Genomic DNA, 18,408 nt, shown 5'->3' with positions numbered 1-18,408 from the left:
GTCAATGTAATATCAAATTAAAAAACCTACAATCCTCGGATTGCATCAAACTTAATATACATGCTTGATATAACCTCCCGATATATGGGATTGCATTTAAAATCGCCCCTGGTAGTTTCTGCCAATCCCTTGTCTGAAAAAGTGGACAATATCCTCAAAATGGAAGATGCCGGCGCCGGTGCCGTCGTCTTGTTTTCTCTTTTCGAAGAGCAGATCAAACAGGATGCACACAAACTCGAACAAGTGTTGAGGTCTACGACCAATGCATTTGCTGAAGCCGCTGACTTCTTTCCTGATTTGGATGAATATGCAGTAGATACTTCTCAGTACCTTGAAATCATCAGGCAAGCCAAGGAGCGTACTGACATTCCTATTATAGCCAGTCTCAATGGGATCACGCCCCACGGTTGGACGGAGTATGCCCTCGATATCGAAAGAGCAGGCGCTGACGGACTGGAGATCAATGTATACTTTATACCTGCCGACATTAATATCACCAATGCAGAAGTAGAAAAAAGGTATTTGGATATCGTACAGTTGATTCGTAAAACTGTAAAAATACCGATCGCCGTAAAGTTAAATCCATATTTTTCAGCGCTGGGTCATATGGCCAATCAATTGCAGCAATCCGGAGCGGATGCGCTCGTGTTGTTTAACCGGTTTTATCAACCAGATTTTGATATCGATAATCTTTCAGTGATACCCAATCTTGAATTCAGCCACCCCTCAGAGATCCGACTACCCTTGTTATGGATCGCTATACTGCATGGCAGGATTCCAGTCTCGCTGGCTGCCACAACAGGGGTACATGGAGCCAAAGAATTGATCAAATATATTCTCGCTGGCGCAGATGTAGCTATGTGTGCTTCTGCACTTTACCGGCATGGTATACCGTGGATCAAAGATATTCTCGATGACCTAAAATGGTATATGCGCGAAATGGGCTTTAAATCCATGGATGCATTCAGAGGATCGATGAGCCAGGAGCATGTATCTGATCCCACTGCTTACGAACGAAGTAATTATATCAAAATATTGGAAAACAAGAATCTTAGGAATATCAAATAATAAGTAAACAAGTTGTTTTTAAACCTATGATAGATAACTCACACCTTCATTCTTAAAAAATATGAAAAAGTTTACCTCTGCAGAAAATAGTCAAACAGAAGTAGATGCTGCTTACCTATACTATCAATTGGAGAAAGTAGAAACTGACCCCTCTATCAAAAAAATATTTCACGAAATGGCCATCATTGAGGCACAGCATGCTTCCTCTATCAACCACTCCATCCAGGCGGATAGATTAGACCTTTTATTACCTTCATGGCGCGCCAAAGTTGTACACCGAATAGGCAAAGTATTTGGTTATGAATATGTTTTAGACACCTTGATGCAGACAGAAAAGTCGTTGGCTTTCAAACAGAAAAAATTAAAAACACATTTTTCTATACCCATCAGTGGGAAGGAAGACAACCATACTACTATCCTTGACAACCTTGTCAAAAGGCAAGGAAAAGTATCCGGAGCCAAGCTGACAATGCTGGAGGGACGGAGGCACAAAACCATTGGAGGTAATGCTTTGCGCGCAGCAGTATTAGGTGCCAATGATGGACTTATATCTAATGCTAGTTTAGTGATGGGTATGGCTGGCGCGACCAATGGCGGTCAAGGGGTATTGTTAGCCGGAGTAGCTGGTTTATTAGCCGGCGCTCTTTCAATGGCATTGGGTGAATGGATATCGGTCAAAAGCTCACAAGAATTATATGAAAGGCAGATGCAACTTGAAATAGATGAACTTGAAATGCATCCTGAATTGGAACAAAAGAACTCCAATTGATCTATATGTCCAAAGGAATAGAAGAGAATCAAGCCCTGGAGTTAGCCTCAAAAGCTTTTTCATCTACCAGCACTGCTAAAGAAATTTTGATCCAGGAAGAATTAGGCATTCAACAAGATGAATTAGAAGGATCTGCCTGGACGGCAGCAATCGCATCTTTTATTTTATTTGCAATAGGCGCTATCATACCTGTCGTGCCCTTTATGTTGAGCTCTGGTCCCAAAGCAATCATTTGGGCTATCGGACTTACCTCAATAGGCTTGTTTTTTATCGGAAGTGCGATCACTATTTTTACTGGAAAAAGTATTTGGTACTCAGGATTCAGACAAGTGATCTTTGGTGTGATGGCAGCCGCTATTACTTATGGAATAGGATCATTGATCGGAGTCACACTTGACTGAGCCTTGATTGCTATTTATTTAGCCTTACGATTGCCGTAACGCCTCCAATCCCACCCCTGCAGCATCAAATCCTCCGTCAACGGCTATGATTTGTCCATTGATATATCTGGCCTCCTCGCTACATAGAAAATAGACGACATTGGCGATTTCGTCCGCCGTGCCAAATCTGGCTAAAGGTATTGCATTCATATAAGCTTTTTTGATGTCCGTTGAGTGTACTTGCACGGACATCTCTGTCGGGACCGGTCCCGGGGCTACAGCATTTATTCGTATGCCTTTATCACCGTATTCTACAGCTTGTTGCTTGGTGAGATGCATCAGGGCCGCCTTGCTGGTCCCGTAAGCGATGCGAAGTGTACTAGCCCGCACCCCGGAGATGCTGGCTATATTGACTACAGCAGCCTGACCCACTGTCAGCATATGTGGGATGCAAGCTTGTGTGCATAAAAAAGGACCATTCAGATTAGTGGCCAATACCATAGACCATTCATCAAAAGTGAGTTCGATGGCTGGTTTGAATATGGCTATCCCTGCATTGTTAATCAAAGCATCTATCCGACCGTAATGAGCTATGACCTTGTCAATACTTTCATAAACAAGTTTTTCATCAGACACATCACAAACCACTCCAAGCACCTCAATCTTATCGTGCCACTGAGCCATGGTTTCCTGTAAGGTGAGCTCATCTTTGTCCAAAATAGCTACTGCATAGTCTTCTTTAATAAATCTATGCACAATGGCAAGGCCTATACCACGTGCGCCTCCGGTGACTATGACCACTTTTTTATTAATTGACATTTTTTAAAAAAACTTGATTTTGAATTTTGAATTTGATTTTGAATTTGAAATATTTTTTCTCCCAGCTTCACCAAAGCTTCATCGGATCTTCTCCCGACATCCTATAATTTTCATCAAATTGATCCATAGCATGTAGATCTTCGGATGAAATGGTAAAATCAAAAACATCAAAATTTTCTTTCAACCTATATACAGAAGAGGACTTGGGGATGGTAGATATGCCATGATCGAGTGCCCATCTGAGGAGCATTTGCGCAGGCGTCTTGTGATATTTTGCTGCGATCTGGATGAGTTTAGGATCTGCAAACCGCTTGCCCCTCAACAGCGGAGACCAGGCTTGAAGCACAATGCCTCTGGAAGTACATGCCTGTAACAGTTTCTGATCATATAAGTATGGATAAAACTCACATTGATTTACCGCGGGGACTATATCGAGATATGTATCTATCTCTCCCAAAAATGGAGAAAGATAATTGCATACTCCGATCGATTTTACCCTGCCATCGAGGTAAATTTTTTCAAGCGCTTTCCATGTTTGTTTGCGCGTCCGTTTGAGTGGCCAATGAATTAAATACAAATCGACATAATCCAACTTTAGTTTCTTGCAAGATTCGTCATAGGCCCTTAATGTTTCATCAAAGCCTTGATCAGCATTATTGACTTTAGTGGTGATAAAAATCTCTTCACGAGCAATCCCTGAATGGGAAATACCAGTCCCAACCTCAGGCTCATTGCCATACATCGAAGCAGTATCTATGAGTCGATAACCAATATTGATCGCAGCTTCCACTGATACCTGCGCTTCCCTGCCCCACATATCCCAACACCCAAGGCCTAGCAATGGCATCATCGATCCATTATTTAGGGTGGTAGTTATATTCATCCTATTTTTTATAGAGTGGTAAGGGATATCTGATTCACTGGAAGTTAAACTGGAAAAAGAGCATTACCATTTATCCAATCCTAATAATTTTTTACCAAGATCAGATAATTCTGCGGTGCCGTACCTGGTTTGTTCCCAATTTCGTGGATCACCTGGAAAAGCATACCCTTCCGGAGCTATTCTATCTCGCCAGGAGTTGATCCGCCATTGACGAAGCGCTTCATGATCTTCTTCAGCCGGCATCATAGAAATGTATTGTGCGACTCTAACTTTGTCAGCCGAATTATTAGCCCGGATACCATGTGGGGTCGTGCTATTAAAAATTAAGAGATCGCCCGCCTCTAATTTTACTTTTACAATCTTATCCTTAAACTCGGTGATATCCGGTTTGAATCGGTCCCGATCTTCAGGTTGAGTGAGTTTCCAGCTATCGTAATTTCTATAAAGCTCAGGGATACATTGGAATCCCCCCATATTTTCATCCGTCTGATCGGCAAGGGCCAGGACCCCCTGCACATTCTGTGGATGGGTCTCCGGGTCATAATCCCAATGAATAAATGCTTTATATTCGAAACCAGGTCTTAGCGGAAAATTAAGGTTGGCCCGATCAATGGTGACCCATAATTTTTCAGTGCCCCAGATATCTACAAAAGCATCATATACTTTCGGCATTTGACGATTATTCCACAGGTGCTGATTATTATACACCTCTACCATGCCGGTATTGGTGAGCTCTTTCATTTGCATTTCAGCACGAGGAGCAGTGTACCAGGTGCTCATATCCTTCGGATCTTTATCTTCAAACTCCCAGACAAACCTGGCAGTGGCTAAAGCCTGATCCCGCGGCACAGCATTTTTTATTACTACATATCCATTGTGTAACCAAAAGGTCCAATCATCTTCGGACAACACTCGTAGTGGTTGTCCATTGCTTCGATTATTAAGCGCAATCTTGCTACTGGTAGCAGTAGATGGATTGCCCGGAATGTCCGCATGATTATTATTAGGCATCATCGTGTTAGCCATTGTTTTATTTTCAGAAGTCATTGCTTTCATTTATAGAAGTTAAAAAACAGGAAATGAAATTAATGAATTCAAATCAAACTACATGGCCTTAGACTGCGACCTATCCCAATATATTTAACTATTCTATCACAATATCCCATTTATAGAGCAAACCCATGACCCCTTCTTTTGAAAATTTGGCCTTGGTTATTTTATTCATTTCCGGATCAATAGCAAAGTTTTTGGCCCATCGAAGATCTGCTTTTTCAAGGGTAGTGCTATCAAACCTGGCACCGAGCAGATCACTATGATCGAAGACCGCCTGGCTCAGGTCGGCACCAGTAAAATCACACTCCCTCAAACTACATTCCAAAAAAATGGTTTTCTTCATTTTCAAGTTATAGAATGAAGAAAGATTTAGTATACATTTTTCAAAACTGACGGAAAACATGATCGGATTACATAGTTCAAAATGCAATCCTAATAGTTTACAATCTCTAAACTTCACATCGCTCATGGTATTATTAGATAAAGCGGCGAGGCTTAGGTTACAACCTCTAAAACTACAATCATAAAAATGGATATTGGATAGATCAGAGTCAGAAAAATTACATTGAAGGAAAATGCATTCTTCATATTCACCTCTTGGGAGGGGTTTTTCTGTGAAGTCTATTTTTTCAAAAGTTTCAGTGACATGATTGGTGCTGGCCATCTTCAATGATTTTGAAAGTTGAATTTTTCCTTCCGTCGGTGAATTAATCTTATACTTTATTCCAAAGATCAGGCCGTCTCATTTTAGTCCGGTTTATTGCTTCCTCGTGTTTCCATTCCTCAATTTTCTTATCATTGCCACTGAGCAAGATATCGGGCACTTTCATACCTCTAAAATCTGCAGGTCGGGTATAGACAGGAGGAGCCAATAAACCATCCTGATGAGAATCTGATAAGGCGGACGACTCGTCCCCCATTACACCGGGTATGAGGCGAAGTATGGCGTCTGTCAATACAGTGGCTGCTATTTCACCTCCGGAAAGGACATAGTCACCAATGGAAATTTCGCGGGTGATATATTTGTCCCTGATGCGCTGATCTATACCCTTATAATGCCCACAGACCAACATGATATTGGTCTTGAGAGATAGTTTATTGGCTATTTGTTGGTCAAAAACTTCCCCATCAGGGCTGAGGTAGATGATGTCGTCATAGCTATATTGCACTGTAAGGTTTTCAATACAATTGGCCAATGGTTCGGGCATAATCACCATCCCTGCGCTACCCCCATAGGCATAATCATCAATTTGTTTGTAAGTACCAAGTCCATAATCACGAAGATCATGGACCTGGACTTTTATAAGATTAGCTGATATAGCACGGCGATAGATAGCATTGTCAAATACGCTGTCAAAAAAATGAGGAAGCACTGCTATGATATCTATCCTCATGATAAAAAGTTATGAGCCTACTTTGATCAGTTCGACATCAAAGATGAGTGCAGAAAAAGGAGGAATCTGTTGACCGGCTCCGTTTTCTCCATAAGCTAAGTAATATGGGATATAGAGTCTATACTTTGAGCCTTCATTCATCAACTGAAGCGCTTCAGTCCATCCGGCAATCACTTGATTGGTCATCAATACGATTGGTTCTCCTCGTTTGATCGAGCTGTCAAATATCACGCCATCTATCAGTTTGCCTTCGTAATGAACAGTCACACTATCAGCTGGTCCTGCTTTACGGCCCGAACCTTGTTTGAGAATTTCATATTGTAGACCGGATTTGGTGACATTTACGTTAGCCCGCTTAAGGTTTTCTTCCAGAAATTTTTCGCCTGCTTCTTTAATGGGACCATATTCTGCCTGTTGTTTGGCAGCTACATAACCCTGAACGATTTCATTGCATTTACCCAGGTCTATGGTGGATAAACCAACGATAGCATGCAATATACCTTTGGAGAGATCATCAATGTTTAATTCGTTGAAGCCCTGGCTTTTTAAGCTAGTGCCTACCAGGTTGCCAAGGGCATATGATAGGGTGTCATTGACTACGGTGTCTTTTTTTACAGTCATGTCTTGTGCTTGAGATGTAATAATGATTAATAAAGTAAATACAATCGAAAAAATTGATTTCATGTTTATAAAGATTTTTTAAGTTCTGCATATTGACGGTGAAAATGAGGAATAGTTTCAATTCCTTTATAAAAGTTGAACAAACCGTACTTTTCGTTGGGCGAATGGATATTGTCTGAATCGAGTCCAAATCCCATCATGATGACTTTTACCCCCAATACTCTTTCAAATAAGGGTACAATCGGAATGCTTCCTCCACCACGTTGTGGCAGCGGTTTTTTACCGAAAGCTTCAGTCATGGCTCGCTCAGCAGCAAGGTATTCAATGGAGTCTGTCGGGGTTACCGCAGGGAAGCCTCCATGGTGGGGAGTCACTTTAACTTTAACACCCGCAGGGGCTATTGATTTAAAATGATTAGTAAATAATGTCGTCACCTCATTTGGATCCTGATCAGGTACCAATCGCATGCTGATTTTGGCATATGCCTTTGCTGGTAATACAGTTTTAGCCCCGGAGCCAATATAACCGCCCCAAATGCCATTGACATCCAAAGTAGGCCTGATAGAGGTTCTCTCCAACGTGGTATATCCTTTTTCACCAAAGACTCCATCTATCCCAAGATCCTGTTGATATTCTGCCACATCGAATGGAGCTTCGTTCATACTTTTTCGCTCATCCGCAGACACAGCAAGGACTTTGTCATAAAAACCTGGGATGGTCACCTGGTGATTATCATCATGAAGTGAAGCTATCATCTGGCACAGGGCATTGACAGGATTGGTCACTCCGCCGCCATACACTCCGGAATGAAGGTCGCGATTAGGGCCGGTGACTTCTACTTCTACATAAGCCAATCCCCTTAATCCGGTAGTCAAAGAAGGTACTTCATTGGAAATCAAAGAAGTATCACTAATTAAGATCACATCACAGGCCAATAAGTCTTTGTTTTCTTCACAAAAAATTTCCAGATGATTAGACCCTACTTCTTCTTCGCCTTCAATCATAAATTTTACATTGCAAGGCAACGGCCCTGTCGCCAACATCGCTTCGAAGGCTTTGATATGCATAAAAAACTGGCCTTTGTCATCACAAGCACCTCTGGCATAAATATTACCATCTTTAATTACTGGATCAAAAGGTGGAGAGCTCCATAACTCCAAAGGATCAGCAGGTTGCACATCATAATGGCCATATACCAGCACAGTTGGCAGCTCATCTGATACTATTTTTTCACCATAGACTATAGGATGACCTTCGGTAGGGTATATCTCAGCCCGGGTAGCACCTGCTTTTAATAAAAACTCAGCTACTTTGTCCGCTGTTCTGGCCACATCTGCGGTATATTTTGGATCAGCACTGACAGAAGGAATCTTGAGCAATTCAATCAATTCATCCAAAAAACGGCCTTTATGTTGTTCTATATATTGTTGAGTAGTCATCCTCAGGATTTTAAAAAAATTTGGCTGCAAATATAAGGATCTTTCTTTCGAAGCACTTGATTTTCAATGATGATTGCATAGAATTCGGCTATTAAGACAGTTCTATTGTTTTATCAGGTCAATAAGTGCTCTATATTTAACGTTCTGTTTGAGAAGTGTAGCTGGTTATTTGGCTTAAGGCAGTAAATTTATGTTTCCGTATGACAAAAGTGAAAGTGAAAAATTCAACCATGACTAGATTATCTGGCAATATACTTTGGTTTTTTTTGATAGTATCCTCTTACCTATCAGCCCAAAACCAAATGAATATCGATTGGCAGCAATATCCAAAAGCATATGTTGAAAATATTGCTTCCGAGGCATCCAGGGAACAGATTTTAGTGCAAAATGCAATAAAAGACCTCAAAGCAGATATAAAAGATCTCAAAACACAGAGATCCAAAACTAAGGATGCAAATCTCAAATCTGAATTAAAAAAATCGATTGATGACAAAGAATATGCTCTCTATCTTCAACAGAATGATTTAAAGCTTAAGATTATTCAGAGTAAAAAATATCGGGACATGCTCTCATTAAGCGCAGATGATTTGAAAGCCAGATTAGCCTTAGACCATCCAAATACGCTCACATCCGGAGCTGCAAGGGATACATTAAAGTTGGATAAAACGACTGAGATAACTCATGAAGCTGCAACAGAAAAAAAATCTCCAAAAACAGAGGTGCTACTTGAAGAATCTAAGGGTACACGCAATGTTCCGGGAGAAATAAAACCTAAAGAACCTCTCCCAAATCACGAAGAAGCCAATGTAAAGAGAGAAAAATTTGATGATTGGATACCCATTACCCCTGTGAACCAAACCTGCAACTATCAGAGCATCAGTCTGGAGGGAAATAAAGCTATCCAATCAGAGCTATTATTTACATATACGCCAGAAGAAATTAAAAAGCATTTACGTGGGACTCCGTATTCCAAAGGAACTGCTTTCATCGGAAGGGAGCCAGGATATACATACATGCAAATAGACATTGAAATCGCGTCGGATCTGGCTCTTCAGTATTATGGCAATCTTTCAAAAAGTTTTATTATCGTCAAATTGATTAATGGCAAAGAAGTAAGGCTCATTAATTCCAGATTTGACGCTGGTAAAATCGATCCAAAAAAACGCACGACCACCATGTCAGGTATGTACTATATTGATAAAAATACTGAGAAAGTACTAGCCACCTCCGAATTGGATACGATGCGACTCAATTTTACCAGTGGCTACGAGGACTATGTAATTTATAATGTCGATTTTTTCACCAGGCAGCTAGCATGCCTCAATGCTGTTAAATAATGTTGGGCCTAAAACTCGCCACTGATCCGAGATGGGCCAATCTAGCTGAAAAAAGTCTGCAAGAGATCCTCTCCGATCATGCCTATTGTGAACAAAAGGCTGCTTCCGCTTGCATCTCATTGATTCAACTCTATCCGGACAAAACTGAGATGGTAGAGGCTCTGGCACCGATTGTCACGGAAGAATGGGGACATTTTAGGCAGGTTCTGAGCAAGTTAGCAGAAAAAAACCTCGAATTAAAGTTTCAACGCAATGATAAATATGTCAACGAGTTGATGAAATTTAAAACCAAAGGCAATACCAGGGATATCAGGCTGATCGACAGTTTGCTCATCTGTGCTATGATCGAAGCCCGCAGTTGCGAACGATTTAGATTATTGTCTTTGCACCTGGAAGATGAAACACTGAGAGAATTTTATCATACTTTCATGGTCTCGGAAGCAGGACATTATAGTCTATTTATCGATCTTGCAAAAAAATATGGCGAAACTGATAAAGTCAATACACGGTGGCAGCAACTTTTAGAATACGAATCAAAGATCATGGCAGCGATAGCTTTACGGGGAGATCGGATGCATTGATTAAAAAAATAAATTTCAACATGAAAAAAACCTTATTCATCTTTAGTTTATTGATCTTATCTCTGACATCCAGAGGCCAGGCTTTGCACCATGCACAAGGAGAGATACTAGTTCAAGTCAAAAATGCAGATGATCTCAAAAAACTCATCTCGCAAATCTCCCCTTTAAGAGCCTCTAATACGATTCAAACCATACTTCCATTATCTGTGACCCAGACTTTGTACAAACTCCAATTTGACTATACTCGATTTGATGAAAATGAAGTTCTGGCTAAAATATTGTCCAACAAAAGAACCCTTGGTGCTCAATTTAATCATTTTATAAAATTTAGAGATCGAATTCCCTCAGACACTTTGTTCAAAAATCAATGGCAATGGTTAAATAATGGCCTCAATGGTAAAACCAAAGGGATCGATGTCAAAGCAAGTCGTGCATGGCATGCGACTACCGGAGGTATTACTAAACTGGGAAAGGAGATCGTAGTTGCAGTGATTGATGACGGCACAGAAAGTATACATCCTGACTTAAAGAATAATATCTGGATCAATCAACATGAAGTCCCAGGAAACAAAATAGATGATGATGCAAATGGTTATGTCGATGACTATTATGGATGGAATGTATTGTCCGGCAATGACAGCATTGAAGGTGGAGAACATGGTGTCTCTGTCAATGGGTTGATAGGAGGACAAGGCAATAATATAACTGGAGTATCAGGTATCAACTGGAATGTCAAAATGATGAATCTCAAATACAATGTGAGACTCGGGATCAAAGAGTCTGATGTGATCACTGCCTACTCTTATGTCTTAAGACAAAGACAGCTGTACAACGCTTCCCGTGGTGCGACCGGAGCATTTATAGTAGCCAGCAATGCCTCCTGGGGTATTGATGATGGCCAAGCTGCAGACGCACCTTTGTGGTGTGCAATCTATGATTCCCTTGGACAGGCAGGGATACTCAATGTGTCTGCTGCTGATAACCGGGTCGGTATCAATGTAGACTCCATCGGAGACCTCCCCACCCTCTGCCCTAGCGATTTTTTATTATCTGTCACTTCCATCGAGTCTGATGGGAAGGTTGCCGGCGCCTCCGGTCCAAAAAATATAGATATCGCAGCACCCGGCAACAATATATTTACAACCAGACCCGATGGTAAATATGGGTTTGACTCAGGTACTTCATTTGCAGCCCCTATCGTGACAGGAGCCATAGGTCTGCTCTATGCAAATCTATGTGGCCAATTGGATGAAATGGCTATCACTAACCCGGCAGCGGCTGCCTTATTGGTAAAAAATGCTATAATGAGCACGGCAGTTAGTTTGCCATCCCTCAACCATGTAGTGATCTCAAACGGCTATCTCAATGTGTTAGGTGCTTTGGATTATGTACAAAAATCTTGCATGGCTTGTAGTAGTCGTGGTCTGGCGAGCAGAATTTATATTGACTCTTTGGTGCTGGATGGAATGCGTTTTCGCTCCCGGGACAATTTTGGCTATGGTGGCTTTACCAATATAGATAGCCTGATGCCTATGATCAATATAGATGGACAGATGTTATTGAAAGTGTATCCAATATCTAACGACAGTCTCACTCAATATTATCTGCGTGTATGGATAGACCGCAATCTGGACAATGACTTTGATGATACTGCTGAGTTGGCTTGGGATAGTGGCCCACAAAGATTGGTCGGACCGATAGTTTCCAATATCTATCTTCCACCTACAGCCATAGATAGTAGTGGTCAGACCACAATTAGGATTGCGCTCAAAGCGGCTGTCAATATAGATGATACACTCAGACCCGGACCCTGCGATTTTTTCAATGCAGGAGAAGTAGAGGACTATACCATCAAACTCTTGCCCAAGTCTTATGATTGCCCGGATGCCCTTGAATTGGTTTCGTCCAAGGTCACAGAAAACTCCGCTACCATATTTTATCAAAAAATCATCCCTAAACTTTTTTATTTTATCAGGTATCGGGAAGCTTCCAGCAATAAATGGGATACGCTACCTACACGGGATACTATGGTAATGCTCACCATGCTTAAAAAATGCACAGACTATGTGGTAGAATCCAAAACGATTTGTGATTCCGATACCAGTCGGTTTAAAACGATGCTTAAGTTTAAAACTACAGGTTGCACGGTAGCATCCAGTGACCGGCCATCTCCATTTAACCATATTAACGTATTTCCCAATCCTTTTACCGATCGAATAAGCATAAGGTTTGATTTGCAAAAGCCCTCAAAGCAAACTTATGTACGAATGGTCAATATCAATGGTTCTTTGGTACAGGAGCGCTCATTAGGCACCCTGTCCTCAGGCACTCAGGATATTACTTTATACACCCGATCCGGCATTCCTGCGGGCATGTACCTTGTACACATCAGCAATACCGATGGCACCGTGGTGAAAAAAGTGGTCAAAGCAGAATAACTACTGGTGGAATAATCCAGGATAGACCTTTTAGGGTCGTTCTATTACCTTTGTACCAAGTTGTAATTTTTAAAACCGCCCAATGTACGATTCTGGAGAAGGTGCTTTTCTACCCATCCCAATGCTCTATACTTTAAACGTTCATGTTTCATTTTTGGCCTGTTGATCACAGCAGGGCCATCATGTCTTAAGAGTGCTTGCCAATCAAGTTGCTCGATTCGCTTTTGCATACATATCGGATGAGATCCGGTATATTGAGTAACCTTATCCATCCTACCATAATCAAAATTGGTTGCATATTTTTCTGCGATTTCACCCTGGTAATACTGATGAGCTACCCGTTTTTTATTACCCATCACCCGGGGAGGCCTCACCCAGCCGTAATGAAATATTCTAGCATTTAGATCTATGCACTTTAATTTTCTAGTATTTTTTTTTCTAAAATAATCATTGCCGACAAAATCAGTGATCATCCTAAAGGACTGGGCATCCCGCCATGAATGTATATCCCTATGATTACGTACGATTCTGATCTCTTTTTTATACCATGTATGATCACTAAAATAATGTTGATAATCGCCATAGAAGTGTAAAAAATTGAAAACAAAGCCTTCTACTTCAGTATCCTGCTTATATTTCGAACAAGCTGCTTTTATGGCCGACAAATCATCTTCATGAATCACTTCATCCCCCTGCAGGTATAGTAGCCAGTCTCCACTACATCTTTCTTTAGCAAGGTCAGTTTGATGTGCATACTCTGACCCTCCAGGATATTGGGCAAGGTCCCATTGGGTCTTAAAAATTTTGAGCTTTGAAGAATTAAGGTTATTTAATAGATCGAAGGTGTGATCTTCCCCATCACCCTCACCTAACATAATCACATACTCATCGACTATATCCAGGACCGACAGGATAGATTCTACAAATGGATAATACAATTGCTCGGCGTTGCGCAAAAAACTAAAAGCACTGATATTCATACTCAATAGCTGGTTAGGGAGAATTAATTTTCTGGTCTTCCGATCATTGGATTGGCACGAAAAGCCTTTTCCAAATCTTCATCTTCCTTCGCTTTATCAGGCGTTTCCGACTTCGACATTTTAGCCAGGTTGGGTTGGCCGGCATCTATCCAGGCAGAATACCAAATACTGCCTACGGCCAGAATCGCTTGTCGCATGCGTTTTTCAACCATTCCCGACATCGCCTGCTGATAAGCTTGCGCATATTCTTCGCACTGAGTGCGAATCGTAATCCCCATTCTTTCATCAAAACAATATTGGCGATCAGAAGGGATAGATTTCGAAAGTCTTTTTTCAATCGCCAGCACTGAATCTACCAAAGTATGACTTTCTAAAGCAGTCTGCCAGATGAATGAGGGCACATCTTTAATATATTCAGCTTTACCAACAAAATAATCATACTGCTTATCTGCAAATAATTCTGGTATTCGGCTCTCCCAAAAAGCATGTAATCCTAATTGATTTGACAATTGCCCATTATAATTGCTGGTGGTATGCAGTGGCACATGCGCATCTCCGACATAATGCCCTAAATCTGAAGCAGTGCGAAGAATCCCATTAATATCCTTTTTTCGAAATCTATCCACCAATCGAAGATATAGGCTTGGAAAATAATACGGCAGTATGCCATGCACACTGAATGTATCTACCCACCGATATGACTTGCCGGTCCTTGCTATTTTTTTTCCCAGGAGTTCGTTGATCTGATCACTGGTCAGTAGGATATCCTCCGGGTCTTCCTGGGAGTACAATATTTGGTTATCTATAAGTTTTTTGTAAACGTACCAATCCAGATATTTTGAAGTATCGACCTCACTTGCATTGGAGACTTTGAGGTATTTTTTCTTATTCAGGTAGGAGATATCCTTGTTTTTAATTAGTAATTCACTCCGTTCATCATCCGTCACAAAATCTCCATATTTTATCAAAGCATCGGGGTAAAGCCTGGGTAATCCTTCAAAAGGTGCTTCTCCCCAGCGATCCAGATCTATAAAATGCCTCGGGGCTTCTGCTTTGATCGCATATCTACGTTTATCCGGATCGACAGCATGGTCAGTGAGGAACTCGATATTTTTTTTAAACAGGGGCATCATATCCGGTACCAGGGTGAACACCGCTAATCGATTGATGCGTTTATGTCCGAAAAAACCCCAATATCGCTGCTGTATGCTGAAGGAACATAGTAATCCCAACATAATGAGTATACCAAAGAAGAACTTTGTCTTTTTCATTTTGCTGTAAAGTGGTCTACTGGTCTGAATAGTTTATGCAAAATACGAATTTGCGCAAGATAAAAATCATGGTCATCGTATACAAACATTCGTTCAGGATCAGGAGCACCTTCCAGTCTATTTGCGTAGAAGCGGATTCTTCGTTGAGCGTCATCGCCGACCATTTGGAGGGTCAGGATTGCATGTGGAGTTTCTTGTAAAACTGTATCGCGGTAAATAAAATCATTTTCTATACTTTCAGCTCCGATACTGGATATGATCTCAAGATAGGACATCATGATAGTTTCTGATGATTTGATCATTTTACCCTGATGATCTTTTAACGACCATGCTCCTGATGGATCTCTGACTATAGCAAAGCCAGATTGCTCTTCTGCAGGATATTCCATCTTAAGTGATTGGACCTGCTTTGGATCGAATTCTAAAATCAGGCGATCTCTCCACTGATTTTCTGACATCATAAATCTGGATGCCAGGCTGCCCTCAAAACCTGGCAAATGCAATACATAGGGTTTGGTAGATCCTGTCAACATTGCATAAGTACCACGTTCATCATTCGTCATTCCTCCCAGGTACATCGATTTTATGGATTGCTTATGATCATTTTTAAAATTCAGTTTTACTCCTTCATTTTGCATGGCATGAATCATATTTTCCCAGGCAGATCTAGGTGGATAAAACTTCACTTTCAATCCTGGCAATACCCGTAGAATATTATCTATGGCGTCTTGTCTGATTTTGACAGAATCATTGAGCCACCATTTTGAACCACGAAGACTCAAGACCTGATGTCCAAATGTTTTGCTTTCAATTTCAATAAATCGGATTTCATCAGGGTTGGAGATTTTGAAATCGGTCTCCTGTTGATCCGTATTCACCTTACAACCGGACCAAATGACCACCAGGGTCAAAAAATATAATAGCCTATTGAAACGCATATTTTCGTTTTCTCCAATACCCAAACAAAAGAGCTATCAGCAAACAAATAGCTGCTGGTGTAATAAGGTTAAACCATTGCCATCCAGACTTAGTGGATTTTAATTTTGCTTCATCCAACAACCTCAACTTGATATCTTTATTTCTGGCCTCCATCATATGGTGTTCGTCCAATAGATATTCGATGCTATTGAGGATAAGATTTTTATTGGATGGATAAATTCGTTGCTCGTATATATTATATCCCAATGGGGCCGGCTCCCCTCTTGGACTGACTGCATTGCCTATCAGGTCTCCATCCGAGTATACAATCATTTTGGTTGGTACACTGATTGATTTGTATGCAGCCCCGATTTGGCTTAGAGTCTGAGAAAAATCTGAGCTGACGCGATTTTCAAAAGCTGATGGGAACATACCTTCCATCAATAACCCTATCGTCTGTGGGTCGCGATTAAACTGACCAGGTGACAGAGGCTGCCTTAGAATTTCAAAGTTGATTGGTGAGGGGCTCATCTGGGTTCGACTGTGTTCGCTAGACTGCAGCAGGATCGTTTTTTTAAGATCTGTTTTTGTCTTTAAAGTATCGATCGAAGCGGGATAAAACAGACTGATACGATCAAGGTTGTGCACTATAGGATGATAACTTGAAGGAGCTACCAAAGGATGATAATACCAGGGGTGAGGTTCGAATTGAGGATTGCCTCCAGCATATCCTGATAAAAGTGGAATCGTGCTACAAGCATAATCAAGCACCATATTGGGTTGAATGCGCCAGCCATATTTAAAAAACAATTCATCCAGATTCAGATCATAAGGCAAAGGCACGAAATCCTGCTTGAGTCTATTGCTGGCATTGACGGTATCGGTATTGACGAACAATGGATCAATGAGCCAGATGATTTTGCCCCCATTCATTATATATTGATCTATCAAAAAATTGTCCCTGGTACTAAACGAAGTTTGTGGTTTTGCAACGATGAGTATATCGATTTCTTTGGAGATCTGCACGATGCTATCCAGGGTAATCCTACCTGTACTGTATACCGGCCTGAGACTTCTTTCCAGATCGGCGGTCTGGATGACAGATAGCTCACCATGTCCTTTGGTAAACACTACAACAGGATTCTTATTCATCCTCAGCTTTTGAATAGCATTGCCGAATTTATACTCCAACAAAGACACAGATCTGTTTAAAATCTCATCCTCAGGCAGCCCCGGGTCCATACTTTCAAGCAAATTAACCGGTATACTTCTTTCGCCAAAATGAAAGATAGCGTATGGATACATGATTTTTTGCTCCTGCTCTTTGCCATTGTAAACTGTCAATTTTGTAGGTAAAATTCCATCCCTTCCTAATGCTTCCTGGTTTGATTTAATAGTTTCGGCATCGCCTGTCAGCGGATCTTCGACGGTGTACTGAATGTTTTTATTCAACCTATTGAAGGTATATAGTTTATCCAGAGCAGCTTTCTTCAATCTGGTGAAAGCAGCAGGAAATTTTCCATCCATCAATATTTCAACAAAAATGATATCATCCACTCCTAACACCAGGGACTTGGTTTCAGCTCCCAAAGTAAATCTTTTGTCTTGGGTGAGATCGATTGAAAACAAGTGGACTAGTGATAACAACAACAATGCAACCCCGACTCCAAGTGCACGTGATTTTTGTTTGACTAAGTGTTTTATAGATTGGAATGCCGGCTGAGCGGAATGACCATCCAGGACCCAGGAAGACAAGGAAATGAAAATCACGATCACTCCAAAAAAATAAAACAAATCACTGGAGATAAGCACCCCTTGACTGATCGAGTGATAATGTGACTGCATGCCTATCCACTGAATGGCGTAATCCCATGATCCCACAAAGACCGGAAGGGTTGCGATAAATGCAGGACCGGCATAGATTAAAAAACATAAAACTACTGCGAGCAAAAAAGCGATCATCTGACTAGCAGCCACCGCAGATGCAAATATCCCGATAGCAGTATAGGCACCCGCCAATAACAGCCAGGCTATAAAAGAACCCAAAGTGCCACCGAGGTCCAGATTGCCTTTGGGAAAGCCTAATTGGTAGACTGAAAAAGTATAGACCTGACTAATCAATAATATGATTGTAATTAATACCATGATGGCTCCAAATTTACCTACCACTAACCCATGCATAGAGATCGGCTTGCTTTTGAGAAGCTCGAGAGTACCTAAAGATTTTTCTTCGGCGATTGATCTCATCGTCAATGCTGGTATGATAAATAAAAATAACCACGGAGCCAGATCAAACAGGGTCTGTAAGGTTGCAAACTTATTGTCGGGTATACTAGTATCCGGAAAAAACCACAGCCATAGGCCCATCAATACAAAGTATACCGCCACTGTAATCATCAGACTGGCAGAACTCAGGTTAGAGCGAATTTCTTTTTTTATGACTGCTTTCAAAGACAT

The 18,408-nt window shown here is 41.1% G+C and carries 15 protein-coding genes and 1 pseudogene; 5 read left to right on the top strand and 11 right to left on the bottom strand.

What is annotated here, in order from left to right; genetic code table 11:
* Positions 1-60: 60 nt before the first annotated feature.
* On the top strand, positions 61-1,068 hold the full coding sequence (locus IPJ09_02550; GenBank protein MBK7370320.1) for a dihydroorotate dehydrogenase-like protein: 1,008 nt from the start codon (positions 61-63) through the stop codon (positions 1,066-1,068).
* 61 nt (positions 1,069-1,129) lie between these two features.
* Positions 1,130-2,238 (top strand): annotated as a pseudogene (locus IPJ09_02545) (VIT1/CCC1 transporter family protein).
* A gap of 24 nt (positions 2,239-2,262) precedes the next feature.
* Here IPJ09_02545 and IPJ09_02540 read toward each other — a convergent pair.
* From IPJ09_02540 to IPJ09_02510, 7 genes are all read right to left on the bottom strand, one after another.
* The gene (locus IPJ09_02540; protein MBK7370319.1) at positions 2,263-3,036 is read right to left on the bottom strand and encodes an SDR family oxidoreductase; all 774 of its coding nucleotides are present in this window, start codon (positions 3,034-3,036) and stop codon (positions 2,263-2,265) included.
* Between the two features lie 67 nt (positions 3,037-3,103).
* Positions 3,104-3,919 (bottom strand): aldo/keto reductase, encoded by an 816-nt coding sequence (locus IPJ09_02535; protein ID MBK7370318.1) that lies wholly within the window; start codon positions 3,917-3,919, stop codon positions 3,104-3,106.
* Positions 3,920-3,982: 63 nt separating this feature from the next.
* Positions 3,983-4,966, bottom strand: coding sequence for a phytanoyl-CoA dioxygenase family protein (locus IPJ09_02530; protein ID MBK7370317.1), 984 nt, complete (start codon positions 4,964-4,966; stop codon positions 3,983-3,985).
* Between the two features lie 97 nt (positions 4,967-5,063).
* The gene (locus tag IPJ09_02525) at positions 5,064-5,636 is read right to left on the bottom strand and encodes a pentapeptide repeat-containing protein (protein ID MBK7370316.1); all 573 of its coding nucleotides are present in this window, start codon (positions 5,634-5,636) and stop codon (positions 5,064-5,066) included.
* Positions 5,637-5,685: 49 nt separating this feature from the next.
* Entirely contained in the window at positions 5,686-6,366 is a 681-nt protein-coding gene (trmD, locus tag IPJ09_02520) for a tRNA (guanosine(37)-N1)-methyltransferase TrmD (protein ID MBK7370315.1), read from the bottom strand.
* 9 nt (positions 6,367-6,375) lie between these two features.
* On the bottom strand, positions 6,376-7,050 hold the full coding sequence (locus tag IPJ09_02515) for an FKBP-type peptidyl-prolyl cis-trans isomerase (protein ID MBK7370314.1): 675 nt from the start codon (positions 7,048-7,050) through the stop codon (positions 6,376-6,378).
* A 2-nt stretch (positions 7,051-7,052) separates the two neighbouring features.
* Positions 7,053-8,426: a dipeptidase gene (locus tag IPJ09_02510; GenBank protein ID MBK7370313.1), complete on the bottom strand. Its 1,374-nt coding sequence runs from the start codon at positions 8,424-8,426 to the stop codon at positions 7,053-7,055.
* A 230-nt stretch (positions 8,427-8,656) separates the two neighbouring features.
* Between IPJ09_02510 and IPJ09_02505 the strand changes: the two genes are divergently transcribed.
* Genes IPJ09_02505 through IPJ09_02495 form a run of 3 tightly spaced genes read left to right on the top strand, consistent with a single transcriptional unit; the run spans position 8,657 to position 12,782 of the window.
* On the top strand, positions 8,657-9,763 hold the full coding sequence (locus IPJ09_02505; GenBank protein MBK7370312.1) for a hypothetical protein: 1,107 nt from the start codon (positions 8,657-8,659) through the stop codon (positions 9,761-9,763).
* The gene (locus IPJ09_02500; GenBank protein MBK7370311.1) at positions 9,763-10,344 is read left to right on the top strand and encodes a tRNA-(ms[2]io[6]A)-hydroxylase; all 582 of its coding nucleotides are present in this window, start codon (positions 9,763-9,765) and stop codon (positions 10,342-10,344) included. The genes IPJ09_02505 and IPJ09_02500 overlap by 1 nt, the downstream gene beginning before the upstream one ends.
* A 20-nt stretch (positions 10,345-10,364) precedes the next feature.
* Complete coding sequence (locus IPJ09_02495; protein MBK7370310.1) at positions 10,365-12,782, top strand: S8 family peptidase; 2,418 nt, start codon at positions 10,365-10,367, stop codon at positions 12,780-12,782.
* A gap of 44 nt (positions 12,783-12,826) precedes the next feature.
* On the opposite strand, the gene IPJ09_02490 is transcribed toward IPJ09_02495, so the two are convergent.
* From IPJ09_02490 to gldG, 4 genes are read right to left on the bottom strand one after another with little or no spacing between them, the layout of a single operon-like run.
* Entirely contained in the window at positions 12,827-13,762 is a 936-nt protein-coding gene (locus IPJ09_02490; protein MBK7370309.1) for a hypothetical protein, read from the bottom strand.
* A 23-nt stretch (positions 13,763-13,785) separates the two neighbouring features.
* Positions 13,786-14,997: a hypothetical protein gene (locus tag IPJ09_02485; protein ID MBK7370308.1), complete on the bottom strand. Its 1,212-nt coding sequence runs from the start codon at positions 14,995-14,997 to the stop codon at positions 13,786-13,788.
* 32 nt (positions 14,998-15,029) lie between these two features.
* Entirely contained in the window at positions 15,030-15,971 is a 942-nt protein-coding gene (locus IPJ09_02480; GenBank protein ID MBK7370307.1) for a DUF4340 domain-containing protein, read from the bottom strand.
* Positions 15,958-18,408 carry a gliding motility-associated ABC transporter substrate-binding protein GldG gene (gene gldG / locus IPJ09_02475; protein MBK7370306.1) on the bottom strand — a complete coding sequence of 817 codons (2,451 nt, stop codon included), beginning with the start codon at positions 18,406-18,408 and terminating at the stop codon, positions 15,958-15,960. The genes IPJ09_02480 and gldG overlap by 14 nt, the downstream gene beginning before the upstream one ends.

The sequence above is a fragment of the Saprospiraceae bacterium genome (assembly GCA_016709995.1).
GTDB lineage: Bacteria > Bacteroidota > Bacteroidia > Chitinophagales > Saprospiraceae > JADJLQ01.
This window is presented reverse-complemented; position numbering and strand designations above follow the sequence as displayed.